Raw genomic sequence first — 23,124 nt, forward strand, 5'->3', positions numbered from 1 at the left:
GCGAGTTGTAAGTCGATTGTAAAATATTTACAGGCTAGTTACATAAAAAGCCGATCTTTTCAGATCGGCTTTTTGTAATTTACTTTTGCTTAAAAGGCTTACGCGTTTTTGTAGTCAATTAAGATGCGTAGCATACGGCGTAACGGTTCTGCCGCACCCCACAGTAACTGGTCACCGACGGTGAACGCGCCCAGGTATTCCTTACCCATGTTCAGCTTGCGTAAACGGCCCACAGGAACAGTTAAGGTACCGGTTACTGCAACAGGCGTTAAATCTGTCATTGAGGCTTCACGGGTATTTGGTACCACTTTCGACCAGTCATTGGCACTGGCGATGATATCTTCGATTTCATCCAGAGGTACATCTTTACGCAGTTTCAGGGTAAGGGCCTGAGAGTGACAACGCATGGCACCAATACGGACACAGTGACCATCAATTGGTACGATTTGCTGGTTGCCTAAAATCTTGTTGGTTTCAGACTGACCTTTCCATTCTTCTTTCGACTGGCCATTTTCCAGCTGTTTGTCGATATATGGAATTAAAGAACCGGCAAGCGGTACACCGAAGTTGGCTGACGGGAAACCTTCGCCACGTTGCAGTTCAGCAATTTTAGAGTCGATGTCCAGAATTGGAGAGCGTGGGTCATCCAGCAGTTCTTTGGTGTTGTTATACAGGTAGCCCATACCGGTGATCAGTTCACGCATGTTTTGTGCGCCTGCACCCGAAGCTGCCTGATAAGTCATCGAGGTTGCCCATTCCACCAGATTGTTCTGGAACAGACCGCCTAAGCCCATCAACATGAGTGAAACCGTACAGTTACCGCCCACAAATGTTTTGGTGCCTTTCACCAGACCGTCTTTAATCACGTTCATGTTCACCGGATCAAGTACGATAATCGCTTCATCATCCATACGCAGGGTAGATGCTGCATCAATCCAGTAACCGTTCCAGCCTTCAGCTTTCAGTTTCGGGAACACGTCTGAGGTATAGTCGCCACCTTGACAGGTAATAATGACATCCATTTGCTTCAGACTGTTAATGTCCGTTGCATCCATAAGTGCTGGGGCAGTTTTACCGCCAAACGCTGGTGCTTCACCACCGGCATTACTGGTAGAGAAATAAAATGGCTCAAAATGAGCAAAATCATTCTCTTCAACCATACGTTGCATAAGGACGGAACCTACCATCCCGCGCCAACCGACCAGACCTACTTTCATGTCACTTTGCCTCGGTGCGTAAAAAAACAAAAAGGAGTATGAGTGTATCAAAAGGGGACACAACTGCAAGCTCTACATAATCAAAACATCATTATTATTGAGTGAAATAACTTGTTTGTGTTACATACAAAATTGATAACGTTAGATTTCTATTTAAAAAAAACGAGAAAAATGAACTTTCTAAGTAGGTGCATATGATTTGGGTGGAAATGCTGGCCATTTTCGTCATCTGGATCAGCTTCTGGTCGCTGATTCCGCGGGATGAATGGTGGTTTCGAGGTGCCGATTTTCCCAGATTACAGGTTCTGGTGCTGGGGATTGTGGCCTTTGTGCTGATGCTGCTGTGGGATGCTGCCTGGGATACGCCGCGCTATGTGATTTTAACCGGTCTGATTGCCGCCCTGGCGTACCAGCTGAAAATGGTGCTGCCTTATACCTTTATCTGGAAAAAGCAGGTTAAAAAGGTTAAGCCGGAGCAGCTGAACCCTGATCAGCAAATTTCGTTAATGGTCTCCAATGTGCTGACCACCAACCAGAAATATCACCTGCTCATTGCTGAAATCCGGAAATACCAGCCCGATTTGGTACTGACACTGGAAACCGATACGGTCTGGCAGCAGCAGCTGGCGGTGATTGAGCCGGATTATCCTTATCGCGTGCCGGTGCCGCTGGACAATTTATATGGCATGCATCTCTATAGCCGCCTGCCCTTAAAAGAAACCGAAGTGAAATTTATCCTTAGTGATGAAATTCCGTCAATTCATACCACAGTGATCCTGCGTTCAGGCCAGCCGGTGCAGCTGTATTGTCTGCATCCGAAACCGCCGAGTCCGACTGAAGCCAAAGATTCGACCCTGCGTGATGCCGAGCTATTAATTGTCGGCGATCAGATTAAAGATCTGGATGAAAGCTGTATTGTGATGGGCGACCTGAATGATGTGGCCTGGTCACGCACCACCCGCCTGTTTCAGCGCATCAGTGGCCTGCTGGACCCGCGCGTCGGCCGGCATTATGTCAATACTTTCCATGCCGATTATCCCTTATTGCGCTGGTCGCTGGACCATGTGTTTCACAGTACCGATTTTGCCCTGGTGGAGATGAAGCGTTTGCCACATATGGGCTCAGATCATTTTCCGGTCTATGTGGTGTTACAGACCGGTCGGGTGTTTGAGCACATTCAGGAAGAGCTGGAACAGACTGAAGCCGATGAAGAAGAAGCGCAGGAGGCGATTCAGGAGGGTATTGAAAAAGCCGAGCGGGAAGAAAAAATCGTGACCGATGATTTGGCTCAGGATTATAAGCAGGGCAGCAAGACGCCATGAAATTTGAGGAAAAGTGTAAGAAATGGCTTACACAGATTTAGGCCGATGGCCAATAGCTGAAACCGAGCAAGCTGCGTATTCTAAGCATATCGGCAGATGGAGTTGGGAAAGGAGAGTCCCGTTAAGGAAGTTGAAGCCGGTGGATTGTCATCATGGAGATGATGCAGGAATGGAAAGCCAGAGATAACAACAAAAAAGTTTTGAAAGCACAACCTCATAAGCCCGAGTTTTGCAGGATGCAGAACTCGGGTTTAACTTTATGGGCTGTCGTGTCCTGGTATTTTGATCAGCATATGGTATTTGACTCGCAGAAAGATTGGCTTAATACAGCTGTATTGCTTAGTACAGCTGCTCATAGCCTTGTGGACGGGTCTTAAAACGGCGATGAAACCACATATATTGAGTCGGCGCGATGCGCAGCTGACGTTCAATAATCAAATTAACACGCGTCGCATCATCGACTTCATCCTCACTTGGTAAACGCTCAACCGGTGGCTCAATCAAGACATGATATTTCGGATTTTTAAGATCACCATGGCGGTAGAAATACAGCGGAATTGCGGCGGCTTTGGTCATTTTCAGTAAACGACGATGCGCAGTCACGGTGGCTGCCGGCACGCCAAAGAATGGCGCCATTACGCCTTGTTTCAGGCCAAAATCCTGATCCGGACTGTACCAGATGGCATGGCCATTTTTCAGGTTACGTACCAGACCACGCATATCATCATGGTCAATCTGATGGGCATAAATGGTGGCCCGGCAGCGGTAAATCAGCATATCTAACAGCGGATTGTTCTGCGGACGATAGACCACATCGGGTTCAAAATACTGGGCACATAAATAGCCGCCGGCATCAAGCAGGGTCGAGTGGGTGCCCAGCAACAAGACGCCTTTGCCTTCCGCTTGCGCCTGCTGAATATATTCCAGACCTTCAATACTGACCCGGCCCTGGAACCATTTCGGGCTATACCAGGCATTTAGGGTTTCAAATACGCCAATCATCTGGTCAACAAAAACCTGGCGCGCGTTGTCCTGCACCTCTTGCGCAGACCATTCCGGAAAGCAAAGCTCCAGATTGCGGACAGTGGTTTTACGGCGTGAATGCAGATAGCGAAACGCCAGCTGGCCCAGCCACTGGCCTAAACGGTACTGAATGGCCCACGGCAAGATTGCCAAAATCATCAGGAAGATAATACCGATCCAGATGCTCCAGTATTTCGGTAGCAGAAAGGACCATTGAAATTCACCAGGTTGATAATCTTGCGGTTGCGGCATAGTGACGTTTTAAAATGAAGGTTAAATGCAGTGTAGCATGAACGATTTTGAAGATAAAAAGCATCTGCCGCTGTCCGGCAGATGCTGCGGAACGGGTGAATTAACCGCCTTTGCTCATATTTTCCAGCTCATCCCAGCGTTCCAGTTTTTCCAGCAGGATTTCTTCAATTTCTGCCAGACGCTGCGAAGCCTGGGTTGCAGCTTCGGCATCGGATACAAACCAGGAACCATCAGCCAGTTTTTCTGACAGTGCAGCCTGTTCTGTTTCCAGCGCTTCAATTTCAGCCGGCAGCTGGTCCAGCTCACGCTGATCTTTATAGCTGAGTTTCTTTTTCACAGGCGCCGGAGCAGCTTCTACTTTTGCTGCTTCTGCCTTGGCCTGGGCCTTTTTCACCGCCATTTTCTGGTCAACCACGGTTTGATCCGGACGCTGCTGTAAATAGTCCTGATAGCCGCCGACATATTCTTCAATATGGCCTTTGCCATCAAACACCCAGGTCGAGGTAACCACGTTGTCCATAAAGGCACGGTCATGCGAAATTAGCAGCAAGGTGCCTTTGTATTCAGCCAGCATTTCTTCCAGCAGTTCCAGCGTGACCATATCCAGATCGTTAGTCGGCTCATCCATCACAATTAAATTGGATGGTTTCAGCAAGAGTTTGGCCAGTAGCACGCGGTTACGTTCACCGCCGGACAAGGCTTTGACCGGGGTACGCGCACGTTCCGGGTTAAACAGGAAATCTTGCAGATAGCTGTAGATATGACGGCGCTGTCCATTGACATCAACAAAGTCAGAACCTTCAGAAACGTTGTCCTTGACCGATTTTTCCAAATCCAGCTGGTTACGCAGCTGATCAAAATAGGCAATTTCCAGTTGGGTGCCAATTTTAACGGTACCGCTGTGTTCCACTTCATCCAAAATGGCTTTAATCAGGGTGGTTTTACCGACCCCGTTATCTCCGACCAGACCAATCCGGTCGCCACGCATGACAATGGCCGAGAAGTCTTTGATTAGCGGCTTGCCATCATAGCTGACGCCCAGATGCTCAATATCAAAGACCAGTTTGCCTGAACGCGCAGCTTCCTGTACGCCCATGTTGACTTTGCCTTGCTGGAAGCGACGCGCTTTGGATTCTTCGCGTAAGGCTTTCAGGGCACGAACACGACCTTCGTTGCGGGTACGACGCGCTTTAATACCCTGACGGATCCAGGCTTCTTCTTCGGCCAGTTTTTTCTCAAACAGGGCATTCTGTTTTTCTTCTGCTTCCAGCTGCTGGGCTTTGAGATCCAGATAGCGTGAATAGTTGCCTTCATAACTGCGCAGAATCCCGCGATCCAGTTCGACAATACGGGTTGCCAGACTGTCGACAAAGGTCCGGTCGTGCGAAATAAACAATAAGGTCAGGTTGTTCTGATCGAGCAGGAATTTTTCCAGCCATTCGATACTTTCAACATCTAAATGGTTAGTCGGCTCATCCAGTAACAGGATGTCCGGTTGGGTCAGCAGGGCACGGGCCAGCAGCACGCGGCGTTTACGGCCACCGGAAAGATCTGCCAGATCGGCATTCGGGTCCAGCCCCATTTTGCTTAAAATAGAGTTGACCTTGTTTTCCAGTGCCCAGCCATCAAGCTGATCCAGTTTGTGTTGCAGTTCACCCATGCGCTCGCAGGCGGCCATATCGCCCAGTACGCAGGCATCATTGGCGGCATGATAGGCACGCAGGACCTCTGCTGCTTCACCGGCACCATCGGCGACAATATCGGCAACCTTGCCCGAATCCATCGGGACATCCTGGGTGAGCATGGACACGGTTAAGCCATTTTGAATCGAGACTTCACCGGCATCGGGCAGTAAGCTTCCTTCAATCAGTTTAAGTAAGGTAGACTTACCTTCACCATTACGGCCGATCAAACACACTCGTTCGCCACGTTCAAGAGTAAAGTTCGCGCCGTCGAGCAGGGCGGGTCCACCAAACGCGAGTTGGACATCCCTTAGGGTAATATAGGCCATAGTGTTTCCTGAAAAATCTCAAATGAGGATTTAAAATGACTAAACAACAAAATCTAAATGATCAGGCGTCATTTTCCGCACCCATTGAAGATTTGCAAGTCCGAATTGCATTTTTAGATGATTTAGTTGAACAGCTGAATGAGCAGGTGACTAAACAGAATCTGGAAATTGCCGACCTCAAGAAACAAATGCAGCTGCTTTATCAACGGGTTGAGTCAGCTGACCTGTCTGAAGGCATTGCTCCCTTCGATCCGCTGACCAATATTCCGCCGCATTATTAATCTGTCAATTGCTAGAACATTCCGCACAATCTATTGATAAACCCGCAGCCTGAATGCGGGTTTATTTTAAGGTATCCATATAAAGAAGATACTGGTAGATCGGTTTAGCTCCAGCCGCTTTTGAGGCAGCGATCACAGCGCCACAATAAAAAAATTTGACCTTTATCTCACTTCCGGCTCTAATGCCCACTTTCGGCTCTCAGATCCTTTATTTTTTGTCATGACCCAGAAAGTTGTACTTTTAGATCTTGAACAGAATATGCCTACGGCACAACTGCTGCGCGATATTCTGCAGCATTATTCGACACTCTACCTGTTTAACTGTGCCGGACGCTTTGAGTACGCGCTGGATGACCTGACTGAACTGGCCAGCTGGATGAACAGCGCTCAGGTGGTGGTACTGGACACCCCGGAAGCACCGCATAAAGAGTTTGAATATGCCGTGGTGGTCGGGCAGTTAATGGCATTACTTGAGCCAGATAGCCATGTCGAAATTATTTCGGCCCAGGACAGCAGCGATATTCTGGTGCAGATGCTACAGGCCTCGAATATCAGTGCCCATCTGATTTTGATTCAGCCAGAAGATGCGGCACAGCCACTTCATACGCCAAAATACAGCTTGCCGAGCATTGCCACCATCCAGCAAAAACCGTATTTGCAACTGGTCAAAAAATATTGCGATGCTCTGGCAAAAATGAGCGGTAAACCGAATACGGTCGAGAAGCTGAAAAACTCTCTCTGCAATATTTTGCAGGTGGTGCCGGAAAAAGCCCAGCGTCTGGTCGGTTTGTTAATTAATCTGAAAATTATCAAGCGTTATGATGAGCAAATTGCCTTTCGCAAGAAGGTGCTGAAACAGTGGATTCAGCTGGATTTAAATGCCTCTGCTGAAAAAACACCGGTGGCCAGCAGTCTGGATCAGGCCTTAAAACAGTTACAGTCGACAGAAAGCGGAGCTGCTCCTGTTATTGAACAGGACTCTGTCGCCGCGCCGATTCAAAGTGCGCAGCAGCCGCTGTTTAAAAACTTTGACCAGATTGATCCGGTACAGCTGGAAGTGGCGCGTAAACTGCGCGAACTGAAAGCCGATAAACCCAAAGATATTTATGCCTTGCGTGACCTGTTAGAACAGATGTTTCCCCAGTCCGACGTGCGGTTATTGCTCAAGGAACTGCTGGAAAAAGGCTATATCTACTGGAACGGGCATGAAGTGGTCTATAGCCACGAAATGTTCCTGAATTAATTTTATCGTGCAAACTTGCGTTTTATATGGCGCTTATGCAACTCTAATAAAAGAACATAAAGGTTGAGCTATGGAAAATACTGGAATTTGGGTGGCACTGGCCATCATCATTTTTGTGCTGGGCTCGATTTTTGGTTTGCGTGTCAGTCCAAGAGAAAAAGCCCTCGGCCTGATGCGTGAAAAAGCCCGCAAGATGGGCCTGCATCCGCGTCTGGTGGCTGCGCCGGACTGGACCAAAATTCCGATGGCCACAGAAAGCCGTGCCAGTATGGTGGCCTATTATAGCGTATTGATTCCAGAGGCCCGCTTGCCGTTAATGCGCGCCCGGGTGGTCGATCAGCAGCTTGAACTGGTGCATGGTGAGGAAAAATTTAATCATACACCCGTTGCATTAAAGGGCATTTATGCTATTGATATGCAGGCAAACTGTGTAGGACTCTATTGGGATGAAGAAGCTGATCTGAAAGCCACCCAACTGGATGACATCAAGGCATATTTACATTCTTTGGCTGAACTTTAATTTAAAACATTTTCACAGGAACTACGGTTAACTATGGCGAACGCTCCTCGCTCCACATCGAAAAGCACTACAGCAAAATCTGCCGATGGCGCTAAGCGTGCCTTGGTGATTGTGGAGTCGCCTGCAAAAGCGAAAACAATCAACAAATACCTCGGTTCGAATTACATTGTAAAGTCGTCGGTCGGTCACGTGCGTGATTTGCCTACAGGCGCCAGTAAAAGTACAGAAAAGAAAACCACCACACGTGCCAAACTGACCGAAGCACAAAAAGCAGAAAAAGCTCAGCAGGCCTTGGTCAACCGCATGGGGGTAGACCCGGAGCATGGCTGGAAAGCCCAGTATGAAGTGCTACCGGGCAAGGAAAATGTTGTTGCTGAATTGAAAAAACTGGCATCGCAGGTCGATGAAGTCTATCTGGCAACGGATTTGGACCGTGAAGGGGAAGCCATTGCCTGGCATTTAAAAGAAGTCATTGGCGGTGATGATGCGCGTTATCAGCGTGTGGTATTTAACGAAATTACCAAAAATGCCATTCAGGAAGCCTTTAAGCATCCGGCACGTCTAGACACCAATAAAGTCAATGCGCAGCAGGCGCGCCGTTTCCTGGACCGTGTGGTTGGCTTTATGATTTCGCCATTGCTGTGGGAAAAAATTGCCCGTGGTCTGTCAGCCGGTCGTGTCCAGTCAGTAGCCGTCAAACTGGTGGTAGAGCGTGAACGTGAAATTCGTGCCTTCATTCCGGAAGAATACTGGCAGGTATTTGCCGATACCAAATCTGCACAAGATGATATTCGTCTGGAAGCAGTCAAGCAAAATGGCAAGACCTTAAAGCTGCGTAACAAGGCTGAAACCGATGCCTTGCTGAACCTGATTAAAGATGCAGATTATACGGTGGCTGCACGTGAAGACAAGCCAACCAAGGTGAATCCGAGTGCGCCATATATCACATCAACGCTGCAACAGGCGGCCAGTACCCGTCTAGGTTTCTCGGTCAAGAAAACCATGATGTTGGCACAGCGTCTGTATGAAGCCGGTTTTATTACCTATATGCGTACCGACTCGACGTTCCTGAGTGATGACGCCGTGAATATGGTGCGTACGCATATTGAATCCGAGTATGGCCAAAAATATTTACCGGCCAAGCCAAACCGCTACGGCAACAAAGCCGGCGCGCAAGAGGCTCACGAAGCGATTCGTCCATCCAATGTCGGTCTGAAAGGCGACAGCCTGGCTGGTGTCGAGCGTGATGCCCAGCGTTTATACGATTTAATCTGGCGTCAGTTTGTGGCCTGTCAGATGACTCCGGCCGAGTATTTATCATCGACCATTCTGGTCAATGCCAATGGGGTAGAACTGAAAGCCAAAGGCCGTACCCTGGTCTTTGATGGTTTTACCAAAGTACGTGGTCAGAACAAGTCTGATGATGATGTATTGCTGCCTGCAGTGAAAGTCGGCGAAGTGCTGAAACTGCAAAAGCTGGACCCATCACAACACTTTACCAAGCCGCCTGCACGTTTTACCGAAGCCTCGCTGGTGAAAGAACTGGAAAAACGTGGCATTGGCCGCCCATCGACCTATGCGGCGATTATTTCTACCATTCAGGACCGTGGTTATGTCAAGCTGGAAAACCGCCGCCTGTTTGCGGAAAAGATGGGTGAAATTGTCACCGACCGTCTGGATGAAAGCTTTAACAACCTGATGAACTACGACTTTACCGCGGACTTAGAAGGTCAGCTGGATAAAGTGGCCGATGGTGAACGCAACTGGAAAGATCTGCTCGACAGCTTCTATGGTGATTTTAAAACCCGTTTGACCAATGCACAGGGCGAACAGGGCATGCGCCGTAACCTGCCGGTGGAAGTGGATGCCGTGCATTGTCCGGAATGCGAACGTCCAATGCAGATTCGTACCGGCACTACCGGGGTATTCCTGGGCTGTTCCGGTTATAACCTGCCGCCAAAAGAACGCTGTAAGGGCACTTTGAATTTAACACCTGTTGAATCTCTGGCAGCCCTGTCAGATGATGACAGTGCTGAAACCGCCGACCTGATGTCGAAAAAACGCTGCCCGATTTGCGAAACCGCAATGGATAGCTACGTGATTGATGGTGGCCGTAAACTGCATATTTGCGGTAATAACCCGGACTGCGCCGGTTTTGAGCTGGAAGAAGGCGAGTTCAAGATTAAAGGCTATGATGGCCCGACCATTCCATGTGATAAATGTGATGGCGAAATGCAGCTGAAAACTGGCCGTTTTGGTCCATACTTTGCCTGCACCAGCTGTGACAATACTCGTAAAGTCTTGAAAAACGGTCAGCCTGCGCCGCCGCGTGTCGACCCCATCAAGATGGAACATTTACGCTCGACCAAGCACGATGACTTCTTTGTCCTGCGTGATGGCGCTGCCGGTCTATTCCTGGCGGCCAGCAAGTTCCCGAAAGTGCGTGAAACCCGTGCACCGAAGGTGGCGGAACTGCGTACGGTTGCTGACCAGCTTGATCCAAAATATCAATTCATTTTGCAAGCACCCGATGTAGACCCAGAAGGCAACCCGACTCTGGTGAAATTCAGCCGTAAAAATCAGGCGCAATATATTGGCTCTGAAACCCCTGAAGGCAAGCAGACCAAATGGAGTCTGGTATATCAGGATGGCAAATGGGTTGAAGCCTAAAAGCTAAAAATAAAAAATGCCGACATCAGTCGGCATTTTTTATGTCAAAATCAACTCCACAATAAATTTGAATAATAAGCGCTTGGGGAACCGGTGGATATCCAAACAAAAAAATTTGCGGTGTTAATTGATGCCGATAACTCTTCGATTCACGCTATTGCTTCGGTGCTTGAAGAAGTGGCCAAATATGGCATTGCCAGCGTGAAACGGGTCTATGGGGACTGGAGCAGTGAAACCCTGAAAAAGTGGCGTGATGTGCTGTTGCCGCATGCCATTACCCCGGTACAGCAGTTTGCCTATACCAAAGGCAAAGATGCCACCGACATGATCCTGATTATTGATGCCATGGATTTGCTCTATGCCGGAGCGCTGGATGGTTTCTGTATTGTGTCCAGTGACAGTGACTTTACTCCGCTGGCCTCGCGGATTCGTGAAAATGGCCTGAGTGTTTATGGTTTTGGCAAAAAATCGACCCCGGAAGCATTTAAAAAAGCCTGTGATAAATTTATTTATATTGAAAACCTGATCTCTGAAAATGAACTGAAAAATGCCGAAGAAGATGAAATCAGCCCGGTTCAGGACAAAAAGAACCTAGAAAGTGCAAAAAATTCCGAGCTAAAATCCAGCACTGCGCCGAAAGAAAACCCGGCTGCGGAGATGATGGATCGCGCCACACTGAATCTGATTTATAAAGCAGTCAAAGACAATGCCGATGAAAATGGCTGGGCCAATCTGGGTATGGTTGGGCAATATATCAGCGCGGTAAAACCGGATTTTGATTCCAGAAACTATGGCCGGGCCAAGCTTTCCGGACTCATTAAAACTCTGAATCTGTTTGAAACCAAAATTGAAATGAGTCAGATGTATCTGAGAAAACTCAAAAAACAGAGCGCTTAAGCCGATGTGGAAAAAGATTCGTATCCTGATCCTGTTGCTGATTCTTTTCATTGTGGCGGTAAATGCCTATCGTGACCAGAATCAGGACTGGAATAAACCAGTGCGGGTGCTCTTGCATCCGGTGAATGCTGATGGACAGGACAGCACGCAGCTTTATATCCAGCAGCTGTCTAACAGCAGTTTTCAAACGGTGCAGCAGTATTTGCAGCAGGCCGCAGCACAGTATCGCCAGCAACCGGTATATTTTTATCTGCAGCTTGGCCGGGAACTGAAACAGTTGCCGCCACAGGTACCGGAACAGGCTTCTTTACTCGATAGCATCATCTGGAGTCTCAAGTTCCGGTTTTATGCCTGGCGTCAGCATCAGTCAGTTGATGGCGCACCGCATGTGACCCTGTATTTAAACTATTATGATCCAGCTCATCAAAAAGCTTTAAAACATTCTACCGCGCTGGAAAAAGGCCGGATTGGTTCGGTTAACCTGTTTGCCGCCGAGCGTCAGAACCAGCAGAATCATGTGGTACTGGCACATGAATTACTGCATGCTTTTGGCGCCCGTGATAAATATGATCTGGCCACCGGACTGCCGATTTATCCGCTGGGTTATGCCAACCCGCAGCAACAGCCACGCTATCCACAGCAGAAAGCTGAGTTAATGGGCGGGCATATTCCGCTAAGTAGCAGCACCAGCAAAATGCCGGACAGCCTGCAATACACCGTCATTAATGACCTGACCGCTGCGGAAATTGGCTGGCTACGCTAATATGCGGATAAGTCAACACTTATCCACAATGGACACCCACGCTGGGGATAAACCACATGCCACTTCGTTTTGTGATTGCACCAGATTCCTTTAAAGAAAGCCTGAGCGCAGTACAGGCCGCCCAGGCCATGCAGCGCGGAATCTTGCGGCAGTTTCCGGATGCAATCTGTCGCTTGGTACCGCTGGCCGATGGCGGTGAAGGCACCGTCGATGCCCTGTTAAATGCATGTACCGGGCAGAAAGTTTCGTGTCGGGTACGCGGTCCTTTGCCGCAGCAACAGGTTGAAAGCTACTTTGCCCTGATTGACGACGGCAAAACTGCAGTCATTGAAATGGCCAAGGCCAATGGTATTCATCTTATTCCGTTGGCGCAGCGCAATCCGGCGCTTACTTCTACTTATGGCACTGGCGAGATGATCCGCCAGGCGCTGGATCTGGGCGTGTCTAAAATCGTGATTGGACTGGGCGGCAGTGTCACCAATGATGCCGGCAGTGGAATGGCGCAGGCGTTGGGGGTGAAATTTTTAGATCAGGTTGGCCTGGAGGTGCAACCTTGTGGCGGCAATTTAAAGCAGATCTGCGAGATTGACCTTAGTGCTTTGGATGCCCGTTTGGCAACCACCGAGATGCTGATTGCCAGCGATGTCAATAATCCGCTCTGTGGGGAATATGGTGCCTCGGCCATTTTTGGACCGCAAAAAGGTGCCACACCGGAGCTGGTCAAAATTCTCGATCAGAACTTGGGTTATTTTGCCAATCTGGTTGAAACAACGCTCGGGGTTAATGTGCAACATCAGGCCGGGGCCGGTGCAGCGGGTGGACTGGGCTTTGGCTTGCTTGCTTTTGCACGCGCAAAAATTCAGTCAGGTGTTGAACTGCTGATTCAGCAAACCGGGTTGACTGAAAAAATTACACAGGCCGATGTGGTCCTGACCGGCGAAGGGAAAATTGATCGGCAGACCTTCATGGGTAAAACCCCATTTGGTGTGGCACAGGTTGCGAAAGGCTTGAATAAACCGGTCTATGCGTTTGCAGGAATGATCGGTGAAGGCATTGAGCCACTGCTAGAGGCGGGATTTACACAGATTATTGGCATTAATCTACCTGATATTTCAGTAGAAGATGCGATTCGAAATGCGGAAAATAATTTAACCGACAGCGTCGAAAATGTCATGCGATCGCTAAAGAAAGCGTGATAAACCCAGATGCCAATAGGGTTTAAAAAAATGATAAATAGGGAAATTATGAAAAAGATCATCTTGGTTTTGATATTAAGCTGCATCACCGTACACAGTTTTGCAAAATCGGCCTACCGCGAAAATATGCAAAATTATCTCAGGAAAAATCCTGTACAGCAGTACTCACAGCCGAGAGTACTGTCTTTTCATTTTGATGAGATGCATCTGAGTGTTTTAAAAAATCTGCTGGCAATTGAAAAGAAGGTCACGCTGATTGTGGATTCAGATGTCGATATGAATCATCAATTTCCCCTTCATTTACGCAATTCGAACTTTTTTGAATTTTTGGACGTAACGACCAGACAGCTGGGGCTGCAATACGAAGTACTCAATTCGAAAACGATCCGGGTTTACAAATAGGCTAGTTTTTATGTTGATGGGATGCTTATGATAAGATCTCGCTTTGAATTTTCGAGAAATGATTTGGTATGTCACTTGCACAGCTCATCGACGAGTTAAATCCCCAACAGAAAAATGCAGCCACCACTGAAGCAAAGCACAGTTTGGTCTTGGCTGGGGCAGGCTGTGGCAAAACCAAAACCATTGTGGCGCGTGCGGCTTATCTGATTGATCAGGGCGTTCCGGCCAACCAGATTCAGATTTTAACCTTTACCCGCCGTGCCGCTGCCGAAATTGTAGCGCGGGTCGAACTGGCGCTGGGCGAGCAGGCCAAGGGCTTGCGTGCTTCGACCTTCCATACCTTCTGTATGTATCTGCTGCGCCGGATTCCAAAAGCCTTTGGGCTGGAACAGTTCTCGATTATTGATCGTGATGACCAGATCATGATGTTTCGTTTACTGCGTGGTAAAGATGACAAGAAAAATCCAAATGCCTTGCCCAAGCCGCAGCAGCTATGTGATCTTTATTCATTTGCCCGCAATACCCGGCAAAAACTGAGTATTGCCCTGGAAAAGCAGCTGCCGGAATGTCTGGATTATAAAGATCAGATTGCCGAGATCATGAAAGAATATGAAGCGCGCAAGCAGGCGCGTCATTTTCTGGATTATGACGATATTCTGGCAATTGTCGCTTCGGCGCTGGCCCAATCAGAGGGGCTGGTCGATTATGTCGCATCATTGTGCCAGCACATGCTGGTCGATGAAATGCAGGACACCAATCCTTTGCAATGGGCCTTGCTGGAGCCGTTAAAAGAGCGGGTGCAGCTGTTCTGTGTTGGTGATGATGCGCAGTCGATTTACGGTTTCCGTGGTGCAGACTTTGAAAACATTCATCACTTTAAAGAACGTGTTCCGGGTGCCCAGATTTATAAGCTGGAGCGCAACTATCGTTCAACCCAGGAAATTCTGGACCTGTCGAACTGGTTGCTGGATCAAAGTCCGATCGGCTATGACAAACGGCTGGAGGCATATCGCGGCAGCGGCTTAAAACCGCGCATGCACATTTTTCCGAATGAGTTTGATGAAGCCAAATGGATTGCCATTGATATCAAAGAGCGTCACTTTATCCAGGGCGCAGCATGGCAGGAGCATATGGTGCTGGTGCGTTCCAGTTTTGCCGCGCGGCATATTGAAGCGGCCTTTATTGCCGCCAATGTTCCGTATCGTTTTATTGGCGGCATGAAATTACTGGAATCGGCACACGTTAAGGATTTGCTCAGTCTGCTGCGGGTCATTGCCAATCCGGCCGATGATATTGCCTGGATGCGTTTTCTGACCCTGTGGAATGGCGTGGGAGATGTCGGTGCCAGTAAACTGGCACAGCAGTTATTGTTGAATCCGGAAATGGAGCAGATTGCGGAAAAGCTGGAGAAATTTGGCCGGATTCCGGATAAAACCATTTTGATTATGAAGCAAATGGCGGTACTGAAACAGGAAGTCGACGTCTGTGTCAGTCTGGCGATTGAGGCACTGGTGGAGCAGCTGGAACAGAATTACGCCAAAAAAGACTGGTCAAAACGGCTTAAAGATTTTGATCTGGTCAAGCAGCTGGCCAGCAAACACGGTCAGCTCAGCGAGTTTCTGGAAGAATATGTGCTCGATCCAATTTCAATTAGTGAAATTGAGCGTCAGTCAGATGATGATGTGGTCACGCTCATTACCATTCACTCGGCCAAAGGTACCGAGCAGAAGGTCTGCTATGTGGCCAATGTCACTGCCGGGCAGTATCCACATGCACGGGCGCAAGGGAATTTTGACGAAGTTGAAGAAGAACGCCGGGTGCTGTATGTGGCTTTAACCCGGGCGCAAAACGAGCTGATTCTGACCAAGCAGAACATCAGCTGGTGGGCCAGAGATACGGTCGATGAACAGGGACGTACTGTGGAAAGCTATTTTCTGAACGATTTGACCCGTAACCTGTGTCAAAGTGAAACCCATTATAAAACCCGTGAACAAACTGTTAAAAGTGCACTGATCGAACGCCAGAAGATTTGTTTAGATTTTGGGATTGATCTCGATTAAACTAGAGTCATGTGTTGTGCAGCTTGATGCACAATCTCCAGAGTAGAGTAGGCGCATGCTTTTGGATGATTTGGCCTATTTGGAAAAAGTAAATGAAAATTCTTGTACGTAATTTAGAGCGTTCTATCACCGATGCTGAACTGCTGGCGCTGTTTCAGCCGTTTGGCACAGTCGAATCTGCGGTGATTGTTAAAGAGGCTGACAGTGGCAAGTCCAAAGGGTTTGGCTTTGTGGAAATGCCGCATGGTCGTGAAGCCGTCAAAGCGATTAAGGGCCTGAATACCCTGAAAGTCAAAGGTGCTGGCATTCGCGTTAAAGCTGCGGAAGACAAGCCGAAAGCTTGAACATCAACAGGAGTCCTTAGTGGCTCCTTTTTTAGCGCTGCATTTTTCTCTATTTAAACTTATCGTAGAAAATATCGATGCTGATGATAGCGCTCATATGTATTTTTTGTTGGGCATTTGGACGCAGAGCGTTTAAGCTTAATGTTGAAATAAAAGCCAAAATTTAGGAACGCTATTCATGTCCCGTGTTGCTCGCTTTCATGCCGACCGTACCAATCAAAAACTGTATTTTGCCCGTCTTTCATGTCAGCAAGCCGAACAAACCGAACATATCCAGCAGGCGCAGGCACATCGCGAAGCAGCGGTGTTTCATCTGCATGGTGCTGTACTGGCCTTTTTGCAGGAACTGGTGCGTTACTACCGCCTGAATGAGCTGCAGCCGACTTTAAAATCAATTGAAGAAGCGATGGCGGCCAAAGGTCAGGTATCGCCTGAAGTGGTGATTCTGCAAAAACTGGCCAAAGAAGGCTTTATTGCTGAATTAAAACGCGCTTATCGTCTTTGTCAGTATACGCCGGAGCCAAGCGCACCGGAACCGGAAGGTGAGACTTCATCGAACCTGATTATTAAAGTCACTCAAACCCCGCAAGCATGGCTGCCAGATACCAAAATCCTGCGTGAATGGCATCGTGAGCTGATGCAGTTAATTGATGGTTTCAGAAATGAAATGGTGGAATTCTAAACCCGACCAGTGTCCCTTGAATTCTGAAAACCTGACATCATATTAACTATCTAAGCGATGCAAAGAGTCCATCTTTGCCACCATGTTGAACATGGAGGAATTATGTCTATAGAACAGTTAAAAGCCTTATTTGGAAATCAGGACGCGATTTTGGAATTGGTTCAGCTTGAAGGTGGTGAGTTGGCATTGCGTAATGCTGGTTCAGAACAGGAACCTCTGGTCAAAATCCAGTTTAATGATGAAGTCAAAGCCCTGCTGGGAGATCAGACGCCAATTGTCGCCCAGCACATGATTCAGGCCGCATTATTCGGGCTGCTGGAAAAGCAGGTCAATGAATGGCAGGCCGAAGTGGTTGATGAGCAGCCGAAGTATCTGAGTTAGTCGGCTCATGCTCTGGAATGCAAAAGCGCACCCGAAGGTGCGCTTTTTTGTGCCTGAGGCTTAATGTGAGGGTGGTTGATGATGGGCAATTTCAATCTGGTTTAAAATATGATTGCTCATGTTCTTGGCCATTTCTTCTTTGGCAAAATACACCTCACCGATATTGTCACGGCGAATGACTTCGGCTTCTTCTTTGCTTTCCGCGCAGATCAGCACCTGAATTTGCGGATTCAAAGTAGTCGCAATATCAACAATTTTATGAATATCAATAATGTCCATCGGTGAAATCACCAGTAAACGGGCATGCTGAATATGTGCCTGAATCAGTACTCCGGGCTCAGTAGCCACACCGGATACCGCAGCAATGCCTTTTTCCCGCAGGTTTTCAACAATCTCACGGTTTTCTTCGGCAATCACCACCTTGATATTTTCCGCCATCAGGTTTTTGGTAATACGGCGGCCGACTTCACCATGGCCAATAATCACGACCTGATCCCGCAGATAATCTTGTGAAACTTCATCGGGTAACATCGCCAGCGGGTCGCCACTGCGTTCCAGCAAACGGGCCAGATGTGAGCGCTCGCGAATCCAGCGCTGTACCGGTTCAATCGCCGAAAACAGGAAGGTGTTTAAGGTAATGGAAATCAGGGCACCGGCCAGAATCAGGTTTTGACCTTCTAGAGACAGCAGCTGTAACGATACGCCGAGCGTGGCCAGAATAAAGGAGAATTCACCAATCTGCGCCAGTGAAGCACCCACCGTTAATGCAGTGTTAATCGGGTAGCGGAAGAACAGGACCAGGGCCATGGCGGCAATGGTTTTACCAATCATGATAATGCCGACCACTGCCAGCACATGCAGCGGTTCTTCCAGCAGAATCCGCGGGTCAAACAGCATCCCCACCGACACGAAGAACAGGATCGAGAAAATCTCCCGTAGCGGCAGGGTTTCTTCTTCAGCACGATGGCTAAAGTCAGACTCTTTCACCACCATACCGGCAAAGAAGGCGCCCAGTGCCATCGACACACCAAAGACTTTATAGGCACCAAAGGCAATTGACACGGCCGCCGCGACCACAGTCAGGGTAAACAGTTCACGGGAACCCAGACGCGCCACCACCTGCATAATCCAGGGTACCAATCGTTTTCCGACAATCAGCATAAAGGCAATAAAGCCGGTGACTTTTAACAGGGTAATGCCCAGTGTCAGCCAGATGTTTTCATCAGCTGCACTACCGGCAAGTGCCTGTCCACCCAACAGGACCGCAGTAGCCGGTAACAGTACCAGCACCAGTACCATCACCAGATCTTCGACCAGCAGCCAGCCCACGGCAATCTTGCCGTTGACCGAGTCTAGCAGGCCGCGATCTCCCAGTGCTTTGAGTAGAACTACCGTACTGGCACAGGACAGGCTAAGACCGAACACCAGTGCAGAGCCGAAACTCCAGCCCCACATCATCGAGACTCCAATCCCCAGTAAAGTGGCGACAGTAATCTGCAGGATGGCACCGGGCAGGGCAATCCGTTTGACTTGCATCAGGTCATTGAGCGAGAAATGCATCCCGACGCCAAACATCAGGAACATCACACCCAGTTCAGCCAGCTGGTTGGCCAGGTGAATATCACCGACCACGCCGGGCGTATTTGGACTAATCAGGATACCGGCCACCAGATAACCGATCAGGGGCGGTAAACGTAAACGGGCGGCAATATAGCCGAACAGTAAGGCCAGTCCAAAGCCGACAGCCAATAAGATAATAAGTTCTACATCATGCGGCACTAACAACTCCTTAAGCCAAGGTTAAGGGTAAAAAAGACAAGCACAGAGAGTGCCAGATTGAAAAGATCAGGAAATTTTAACAACTGGAAGAAAAAAAGTGCAAAAAAAACGACCTGCAGAGAGGTCGTTTTTTTCAAAAAGCCAAAATTATTTGATTTTAGCTTCTTTGAAGATTACGTGTTGACGGATTTTTGGATCAAATTTTTTGATTTCCATTTTTTCCGGCATAGTACGTTTGTTTTTAGTCGTGGTATAGAAATAACCTGTACCAGCTGTAGAAACTAAGCGAATCTTATCACGCATTGTCCTGACTCCTTACTTAGATCTTTTGACCTTGAGCACGTAGGTCAGCAACAACCTTTTCAATGCCCAATTTGTCGATAATACGCATACCTTTAGTGGTTAAACGAAGACGTACAAAACGTTTTTCGCTTTCTAACCAGAAACGGTGGTGGTGCAGGTTCGGCTCGAACCGGCGCTTAGTTTTGTTGTTGGCGTGTGAGACGTTGTTACCAACGACTGGACGCTTGCCGGTAACTTGGCAAACCTTAGACATGGTGTAACTCCATTGATTTAGCCAACAGCAAATCTGTATGGCCAGTCAAAAATAAACGGATGAATTCATTCAAGGGGCGTTTTATACCAAAAATGCGCTTAAAAGACAAGCGATTTTCAGGAAAACGCAGCATGAGCCATGCTAATAGCTCATGCCTTGATCATTTAGCGAAGAAGCATCTTTGAAATTAGTCTGTGAATCGGCTTATTGAACGGCGGCAGGATGTATTTCAAGCTATACAGCTTCGGATTAGACATCACCGAGCGTTCATGCGACAAACTGAAGAATCCTTCGGGACCATGATATTTGCCCATCCCTGACGCACCGACACCACCAAATGGTAAGTCATCCTGTGCGACATGGGTCAGTACCATGTTTTGTCCGAAATGCCCTGAATGGGTACGCTGTGCGACATAGTCGGCACGCGCCTGATCAAAGTCGAAGTAGTATAATGCAAGTGGACGCGGACGGCTATTAATAAACTCGATTACATCATCAATTTGTTCATATTCCATGATGGGCAGCAGTGGTCCGAAAATTTCCTCTTTCATGATGCGCATTTCGGTGGTGACCCCGGTCAGTACGGTCGGAGCGACTTTGCGTACATCGTCCAGCAGTTCATTTTGCGGATTGATTTCAATCAGTTGGGCGCCCTGTTCACGGGCATTGTCTAAATAGCCCTGCAGCCGGTTGTACTGCTTGTCATTAATAATGGAGGTGTAATCCTGATTGTCGCGCAGACTTGGATACATCTGCTTAATATATTGTTCATAATGACCCAGGAATTCGGCGGTTTTGCCTTTAGGCAGGAACATATAGTCCGGTGCCACGCAGGTCTGTCCGGCATTCCAGAGTTTACCAACCGCAATCCGCTCGGCAACATCGGCCATATCACTTGATGGATGCACCAGCACGGGCGATTTACCGCCCAGCTCTAAAATCACCGGCACCAGATTTTCGGCTGCCGCCGCCATCACGGTTTTACCGACATTGGTCGAACCGGTAAAAATCATTTTATCGAAGGACAGATGACTAAAGGTATCGGAAATCGCACCGCCGCCGGTAATGACCGCCACCAGTTCCTGCGGGAAAGCTTCAGCAATGGCATTTTCCAGCACGCGGCCAAAATGCATCGAGGCACTGGAAATTTTAATCATGGCGTGGTTGCCGGCTGCTAAAGCGCAGATTAACGGACCGACCGACAGTAACAGCGGATAATTCCACGGTGCAATAATGCCGACCACACCCAAAGGCTGGTATTGCACCCAGGCTTTGGCCGGCTGATGAATAATTCCGACATGTCGCTTGGATGGTTTCATCCAGCCACTGAGGTTTTTGCTGTAGTATTTGATATGTTCAAGGCAGGTGAGTAATTCGCCAATTTTGGTCTCGCCCATCGAACGGTTACCATAGTCTTCATTAATTGCTTCGGCAAACTGATCCTGATATTTAACCAGCACCCGTTTTAACCGTGCCAGACGGTCAATCCGTTCTTTGGCGGTTGGCAGCGGATAGCGCTGATAGGCGTATTTCTGCAGGGCCAGAACATCATGTAAACGTTGTGCATCAAGGTTATGGGGCGTGCTGTCGGGAGTGGTCATCGAAGTTGTTTTTGTTTGACTGTTCATGGCGTGTTACCATTCGATTGAATCAATTAATTTAGTTTTTAGAGTATTTACTCTAAATAGTCAAGTTACTTTATCTGTTAGTTTCTTAACAGTTTGAAAGAATGGTTACTTTAGGATGTCACACTCGAAAACGGTGAAAACCAAAGAACGTATTTTGCAGTTAAGCCTGCAACTTTTTAATGAACGTGGCGAACGTGTCGTGACGACCAATCATATTGCAGCTGAATTGGGCATGAGTCCGGGTAATTTGTACTATCATTTCCGCAATAAAAACGAAATTATTAAAGAGCTGATGGAGCAGTATCAGGCCGAAACCCTGAGCATGCTGGCCTTGCCAGATGACCGTCCGCTGGATGCCAACGATAAGATTCATTACTTTCAGGTCCTTAGCAGCCAGTTATGGAACTACCGCTTTTTGCATCGGGATGTCTATCATCTGGTGGAAAATAACGAAGATTTCCGCAAAATGTATCCGCGTTTTGCCGGACAGGTGATGCAGCAGGGACAAAAAATTTATAAAGCTTTCGTGGAAGCCGGTTTAATGGAAATGACCGACTCGGAAATTGAAGCCTTAATTATTAACCTGTGGATTGTGCTGACCAACTGGACCAACTTCCTGTATATGTCGGGGCATATTACCGACTCGAATACGCTGGAAGAGAAGTGGGTCTGGCAGGCGCTGCGTCAGATGGTATTCCTGGAAGGGGCGTATTTGCGTGGTGAAAGCCGTCAAACCTATGAAGGCCTGTTACAGACCCTGGGTTCATCGGAACTGTTTGCCAGCTTATCTTCAAGCAAGAATACAGAAACTGATTCCCCTATTTAGTCTGTTAAGGAAACGCGCTAGAATAGCCGGCTTATTTTTTCAATTTAACTGATTAGTGATATAAACCAACATGAATATGACGACTGCGAATACTGCACGTTTACTGATTACTTGTGAGGATAAGCCAGGTATCGTGCAGGCTGTATCGAGCTTTTTGTATCATCAGGGAGCAAATATTACCGCACTTGATCAATACGCGACTGAAGCTCAGGGCGGGCGTTATTTCATGCGCGTTGAATTCGAGCTGGATCATCTGCAAAGCCGTCGTGAAAGCCTGATCCAGACTTTTGCCAGCAATGTGGCCGAGCGTTATGAAATGCAATGGCGTCTGGCCTTGGTGGCCGATGTGAAAAAGGTCGGTATTTTAGTGTCTAAAGTCGATCATGCCTTGCTGGAACTGTTATGGCGTCATGCGCGTGGTGGTCTGCCGTGTGAAATCACCAAAGTGGTGTCGAATCACGAAACTTTACGTGAAGCGGTTGAGAACTTCGGCATTCCATTTGAAGTGGTGCCGGTTAACAAGGAAAATAAACGCGAAGCCTATGCCAAAATTGATGAATTGATGCAGGGCAATGATGTACTGGTGCTGGCACGTTATATGCAGATTCTGGATGAAGAATTTGTCAGCAAATGGGAAATGAAAGTGATCAATATTCACCATTCCTTCCTGCCAGCTTTCGTTGGCGCCAACCCGTATCAGCAAGCCTATGACAAAGGCGTGAAACTGATTGGGGCAACTGCGCACTATGTGACCGCGGATTTAGACCAGGGCCCGATTATCGAGCAGGATGTGGAGCGTGTCAGCCACGATTTTACTGTCGAGCAGCTGCGTGAACTGGGGCAGGATGTGGAGCGTAACGTGCTGGCGCGTGCAGTGAAATGGCATCTGGAAGACCGGATTATTGTCGATGGCAATAAAACAGTGGTATTCCAATAAGTTGTTGTGAATCACCAGATTTAAAGGCATACTTTTAGTATGCCTTTTTTATTGATTATTTGAAAAAGCCATTAAAATAGCCAAATTAATTGTTGCAAATGAAAACACTTCTCATTTATCATTGCGGTACTTTA

Annotated in this window: 22 protein-coding genes; 15 read left to right on the plus strand and 7 right to left on the minus strand. The window is 48.0% G+C overall.

The features are described from left to right. Positions 1 to 98: 98 nt before the first annotated feature. Positions 99 to 1,217, minus strand: a complete 1,119-nt coding sequence (gene asd / locus FTU86_RS07785; RefSeq protein WP_005182074.1) for an aspartate-semialdehyde dehydrogenase — start codon at positions 1,215 to 1,217, stop codon at positions 99 to 101. A gap of 194 nt (positions 1,218 to 1,411) precedes the next feature. On the opposite strand from asd, the gene FTU86_RS07790 reads away from it, so the two are divergent. Then, positions 1,412 to 2,539 carry an endonuclease/exonuclease/phosphatase family protein gene (locus tag FTU86_RS07790; protein WP_016659584.1) on the plus strand — a complete coding sequence of 376 codons (1,128 nt, stop codon included), beginning with the start codon at positions 1,412 to 1,414 and terminating at the stop codon, positions 2,537 to 2,539. A 339-nt stretch (positions 2,540 to 2,878) separates the two neighbouring features. On the opposite strand, the gene lpxL is transcribed toward FTU86_RS07790, so the two are convergent. Beyond that, on the minus strand, positions 2,879 to 3,814 hold the full coding sequence (gene lpxL, locus FTU86_RS07795) for an LpxL/LpxP family Kdo(2)-lipid IV(A) lauroyl/palmitoleoyl acyltransferase (RefSeq protein WP_016659582.1): 936 nt from the start codon (positions 3,812 to 3,814) through the stop codon (positions 2,879 to 2,881). A gap of 100 nt (positions 3,815 to 3,914) precedes the next feature. Beyond that, positions 3,915 to 5,825: an ATP-binding cassette domain-containing protein gene (locus FTU86_RS07800; RefSeq protein WP_104487702.1), complete on the minus strand. Its 1,911-nt coding sequence runs from the start codon at positions 5,823 to 5,825 to the stop codon at positions 3,915 to 3,917. 35 nt (positions 5,826 to 5,860) lie between these two features. Between FTU86_RS07800 and FTU86_RS07805 the strand changes: the two genes are divergently transcribed. The 12 genes from FTU86_RS07805 to FTU86_RS07860 all read left to right on the plus strand — a co-directional run bounded on the left by FTU86_RS07805 (position 5,861) and on the right by FTU86_RS07860 (position 17,264). Continuing rightward, positions 5,861 to 6,106, plus strand: coding sequence for a SlyX family protein (locus FTU86_RS07805; protein WP_005182087.1), 246 nt, complete (start codon positions 5,861 to 5,863; stop codon positions 6,104 to 6,106). A 220-nt stretch (positions 6,107 to 6,326) separates the two neighbouring features. After that, positions 6,327 to 7,349, plus strand: a complete 1,023-nt coding sequence (locus tag FTU86_RS07810) for a hypothetical protein (protein ID WP_180036658.1) — start codon at positions 6,327 to 6,329, stop codon at positions 7,347 to 7,349. 70 nt (positions 7,350 to 7,419) lie between these two features. Then, on the plus strand, positions 7,420 to 7,869 hold the full coding sequence (locus FTU86_RS07815) for an ammonium transporter (protein ID WP_005182089.1): 450 nt from the start codon (positions 7,420 to 7,422) through the stop codon (positions 7,867 to 7,869). Between the two features lie 33 nt (positions 7,870 to 7,902). After that, positions 7,903 to 10,539, plus strand: a complete 2,637-nt coding sequence (gene topA, locus FTU86_RS07820; protein WP_005182090.1) for a type I DNA topoisomerase — start codon at positions 7,903 to 7,905, stop codon at positions 10,537 to 10,539. Between the two features lie 93 nt (positions 10,540 to 10,632). After that, complete coding sequence (locus tag FTU86_RS07825; protein ID WP_160241638.1) at positions 10,633 to 11,436, plus strand: NYN domain-containing protein; 804 nt, start codon at positions 10,633 to 10,635, stop codon at positions 11,434 to 11,436. 4 nt (positions 11,437 to 11,440) lie between these two features. Beyond that, positions 11,441 to 12,199 carry a hypothetical protein gene (locus FTU86_RS07830; RefSeq protein ID WP_152342203.1) on the plus strand — a complete coding sequence of 253 codons (759 nt, stop codon included), beginning with the start codon at positions 11,441 to 11,443 and terminating at the stop codon, positions 12,197 to 12,199. Between the two features lie 56 nt (positions 12,200 to 12,255). Then, entirely contained in the window at positions 12,256 to 13,395 is a 1,140-nt protein-coding gene (locus FTU86_RS07835) for a glycerate kinase (protein ID WP_160241637.1), read from the plus strand. 48 nt (positions 13,396 to 13,443) lie between these two features. Further along, positions 13,444 to 13,797, plus strand: a complete 354-nt coding sequence (locus tag FTU86_RS07840) for a hypothetical protein (protein ID WP_160241636.1) — start codon at positions 13,444 to 13,446, stop codon at positions 13,795 to 13,797. Between the two features lie 68 nt (positions 13,798 to 13,865). Next, positions 13,866 to 15,857, plus strand: coding sequence for an ATP-dependent helicase (locus tag FTU86_RS07845; RefSeq protein ID WP_180036657.1), 1,992 nt, complete (start codon positions 13,866 to 13,868; stop codon positions 15,855 to 15,857). Between the two features lie 92 nt (positions 15,858 to 15,949). Further along, a complete protein-coding gene (locus FTU86_RS07850; RefSeq protein ID WP_005182105.1) occupies positions 15,950 to 16,201 on the plus strand; it encodes an RNA-binding protein in 252 nt (83 codons plus the stop codon). A gap of 178 nt (positions 16,202 to 16,379) precedes the next feature. Next, on the plus strand, positions 16,380 to 16,883 hold the full coding sequence (locus tag FTU86_RS07855; protein WP_160241634.1) for a DUF6586 family protein: 504 nt from the start codon (positions 16,380 to 16,382) through the stop codon (positions 16,881 to 16,883). Between the two features lie 102 nt (positions 16,884 to 16,985). After that, positions 16,986 to 17,264, plus strand: coding sequence for a hypothetical protein (locus tag FTU86_RS07860; protein WP_005182110.1), 279 nt, complete (start codon positions 16,986 to 16,988; stop codon positions 17,262 to 17,264). A 60-nt stretch (positions 17,265 to 17,324) separates the two neighbouring features. On the opposite strand, the gene FTU86_RS07865 is transcribed toward FTU86_RS07860, so the two are convergent. From FTU86_RS07865 to FTU86_RS07880, 4 genes are all read right to left on the minus strand, one after another. Next, a complete protein-coding gene (locus FTU86_RS07865) occupies positions 17,325 to 19,043 on the minus strand; it encodes a cation:proton antiporter (protein ID WP_075167257.1) in 1,719 nt (572 codons plus the stop codon). Between the two features lie 147 nt (positions 19,044 to 19,190). Beyond that, positions 19,191 to 19,346, minus strand: a complete 156-nt coding sequence (rpmG, locus tag FTU86_RS07870) for a 50S ribosomal protein L33 (protein WP_003654787.1) — start codon at positions 19,344 to 19,346, stop codon at positions 19,191 to 19,193. Between the two features lie 16 nt (positions 19,347 to 19,362). Continuing rightward, positions 19,363 to 19,599, minus strand: coding sequence for a 50S ribosomal protein L28 (gene rpmB, locus FTU86_RS07875; RefSeq protein ID WP_000048256.1), 237 nt, complete (start codon positions 19,597 to 19,599; stop codon positions 19,363 to 19,365). Between the two features lie 164 nt (positions 19,600 to 19,763). Next, the gene (locus FTU86_RS07880) at positions 19,764 to 21,227 is read right to left on the minus strand and encodes a coniferyl aldehyde dehydrogenase (RefSeq protein WP_005182115.1); all 1,464 of its coding nucleotides are present in this window, start codon (positions 21,225 to 21,227) and stop codon (positions 19,764 to 19,766) included. Between the two features lie 115 nt (positions 21,228 to 21,342). Between FTU86_RS07880 and FTU86_RS07885 the strand changes: the two genes are divergently transcribed. Then, on the plus strand, positions 21,343 to 22,053 hold the full coding sequence (locus tag FTU86_RS07885) for a TetR/AcrR family transcriptional regulator (RefSeq protein WP_005182118.1): 711 nt from the start codon (positions 21,343 to 21,345) through the stop codon (positions 22,051 to 22,053). Between the two features lie 70 nt (positions 22,054 to 22,123). Further along, a complete protein-coding gene (gene purU / locus FTU86_RS07890; protein WP_005182122.1) occupies positions 22,124 to 22,990 on the plus strand; it encodes a formyltetrahydrofolate deformylase in 867 nt (288 codons plus the stop codon). Positions 22,991 to 23,124: the final 134 nt, after the last annotated feature.

The organism is Acinetobacter sp. YH12155, from assembly GCF_013418255.1.
Lineage (GTDB): Bacteria > Pseudomonadota > Gammaproteobacteria > Pseudomonadales > Moraxellaceae > Acinetobacter > Acinetobacter indicus.

Excerpts from the sequence above, each read along its gene's own strand:
- asd (WP_005182074.1), bottom strand. The coding sequence starts at position 1,217 with ATGAAAGTAGGTCTGGTCGGTTGGCGCGGGATGGTAGGTTCCGTCCTT.
- FTU86_RS07790 (WP_016659584.1), top strand. The coding sequence starts at position 1,412 with ATGATTTGGGTGGAAATGCTGGCCATTTTCGTCATCTGGATCAGCTTC.
- lpxL (WP_016659582.1), bottom strand. The coding sequence starts at position 3,814 with ATGCCGCAACCGCAAGATTATCAACCTGGTGAATTTCAATGGTCCTTT.
- FTU86_RS07800 (WP_104487702.1), bottom strand. The coding sequence starts at position 5,825 with ATGGCCTATATTACCCTAAGGGATGTCCAACTCGCGTTTGGTGGACCC.
- FTU86_RS07805 (WP_005182087.1), top strand. The coding sequence starts at position 5,861 with ATGACTAAACAACAAAATCTAAATGATCAGGCGTCATTTTCCGCACCC.
- FTU86_RS07810 (WP_180036658.1), top strand. The coding sequence starts at position 6,327 with ATGACCCAGAAAGTTGTACTTTTAGATCTTGAACAGAATATGCCTACG.
- FTU86_RS07815 (WP_005182089.1), top strand. The coding sequence starts at position 7,420 with ATGGAAAATACTGGAATTTGGGTGGCACTGGCCATCATCATTTTTGTG.
- topA (WP_005182090.1), top strand. The coding sequence starts at position 7,903 with ATGGCGAACGCTCCTCGCTCCACATCGAAAAGCACTACAGCAAAATCT.
- FTU86_RS07830 (WP_152342203.1), top strand. The coding sequence starts at position 11,441 with ATGTGGAAAAAGATTCGTATCCTGATCCTGTTGCTGATTCTTTTCATT.
- FTU86_RS07835 (WP_160241637.1), top strand. The coding sequence starts at position 12,256 with ATGCCACTTCGTTTTGTGATTGCACCAGATTCCTTTAAAGAAAGCCTG.
- FTU86_RS07840 (WP_160241636.1), top strand. The coding sequence starts at position 13,444 with ATGAAAAAGATCATCTTGGTTTTGATATTAAGCTGCATCACCGTACAC.
- FTU86_RS07845 (WP_180036657.1), top strand. The coding sequence starts at position 13,866 with ATGTCACTTGCACAGCTCATCGACGAGTTAAATCCCCAACAGAAAAAT.
- FTU86_RS07850 (WP_005182105.1), top strand. The coding sequence starts at position 15,950 with ATGAAAATTCTTGTACGTAATTTAGAGCGTTCTATCACCGATGCTGAA.
- FTU86_RS07855 (WP_160241634.1), top strand. The coding sequence starts at position 16,380 with ATGTCCCGTGTTGCTCGCTTTCATGCCGACCGTACCAATCAAAAACTG.
- FTU86_RS07860 (WP_005182110.1), top strand. The coding sequence starts at position 16,986 with ATGTCTATAGAACAGTTAAAAGCCTTATTTGGAAATCAGGACGCGATT.
- rpmG (WP_003654787.1), bottom strand. The coding sequence starts at position 19,346 with ATGCGTGATAAGATTCGCTTAGTTTCTACAGCTGGTACAGGTTATTTC.
- rpmB (WP_000048256.1), bottom strand. The coding sequence starts at position 19,599 with ATGTCTAAGGTTTGCCAAGTTACCGGCAAGCGTCCAGTCGTTGGTAAC.
- FTU86_RS07880 (WP_005182115.1), bottom strand. The coding sequence starts at position 21,227 with ATGAACAGTCAAACAAAAACAACTTCGATGACCACTCCCGACAGCACG.
- FTU86_RS07885 (WP_005182118.1), top strand. The coding sequence starts at position 21,343 with ATGTCACACTCGAAAACGGTGAAAACCAAAGAACGTATTTTGCAGTTA.
- purU (WP_005182122.1), top strand. The coding sequence starts at position 22,124 with ATGAATATGACGACTGCGAATACTGCACGTTTACTGATTACTTGTGAG.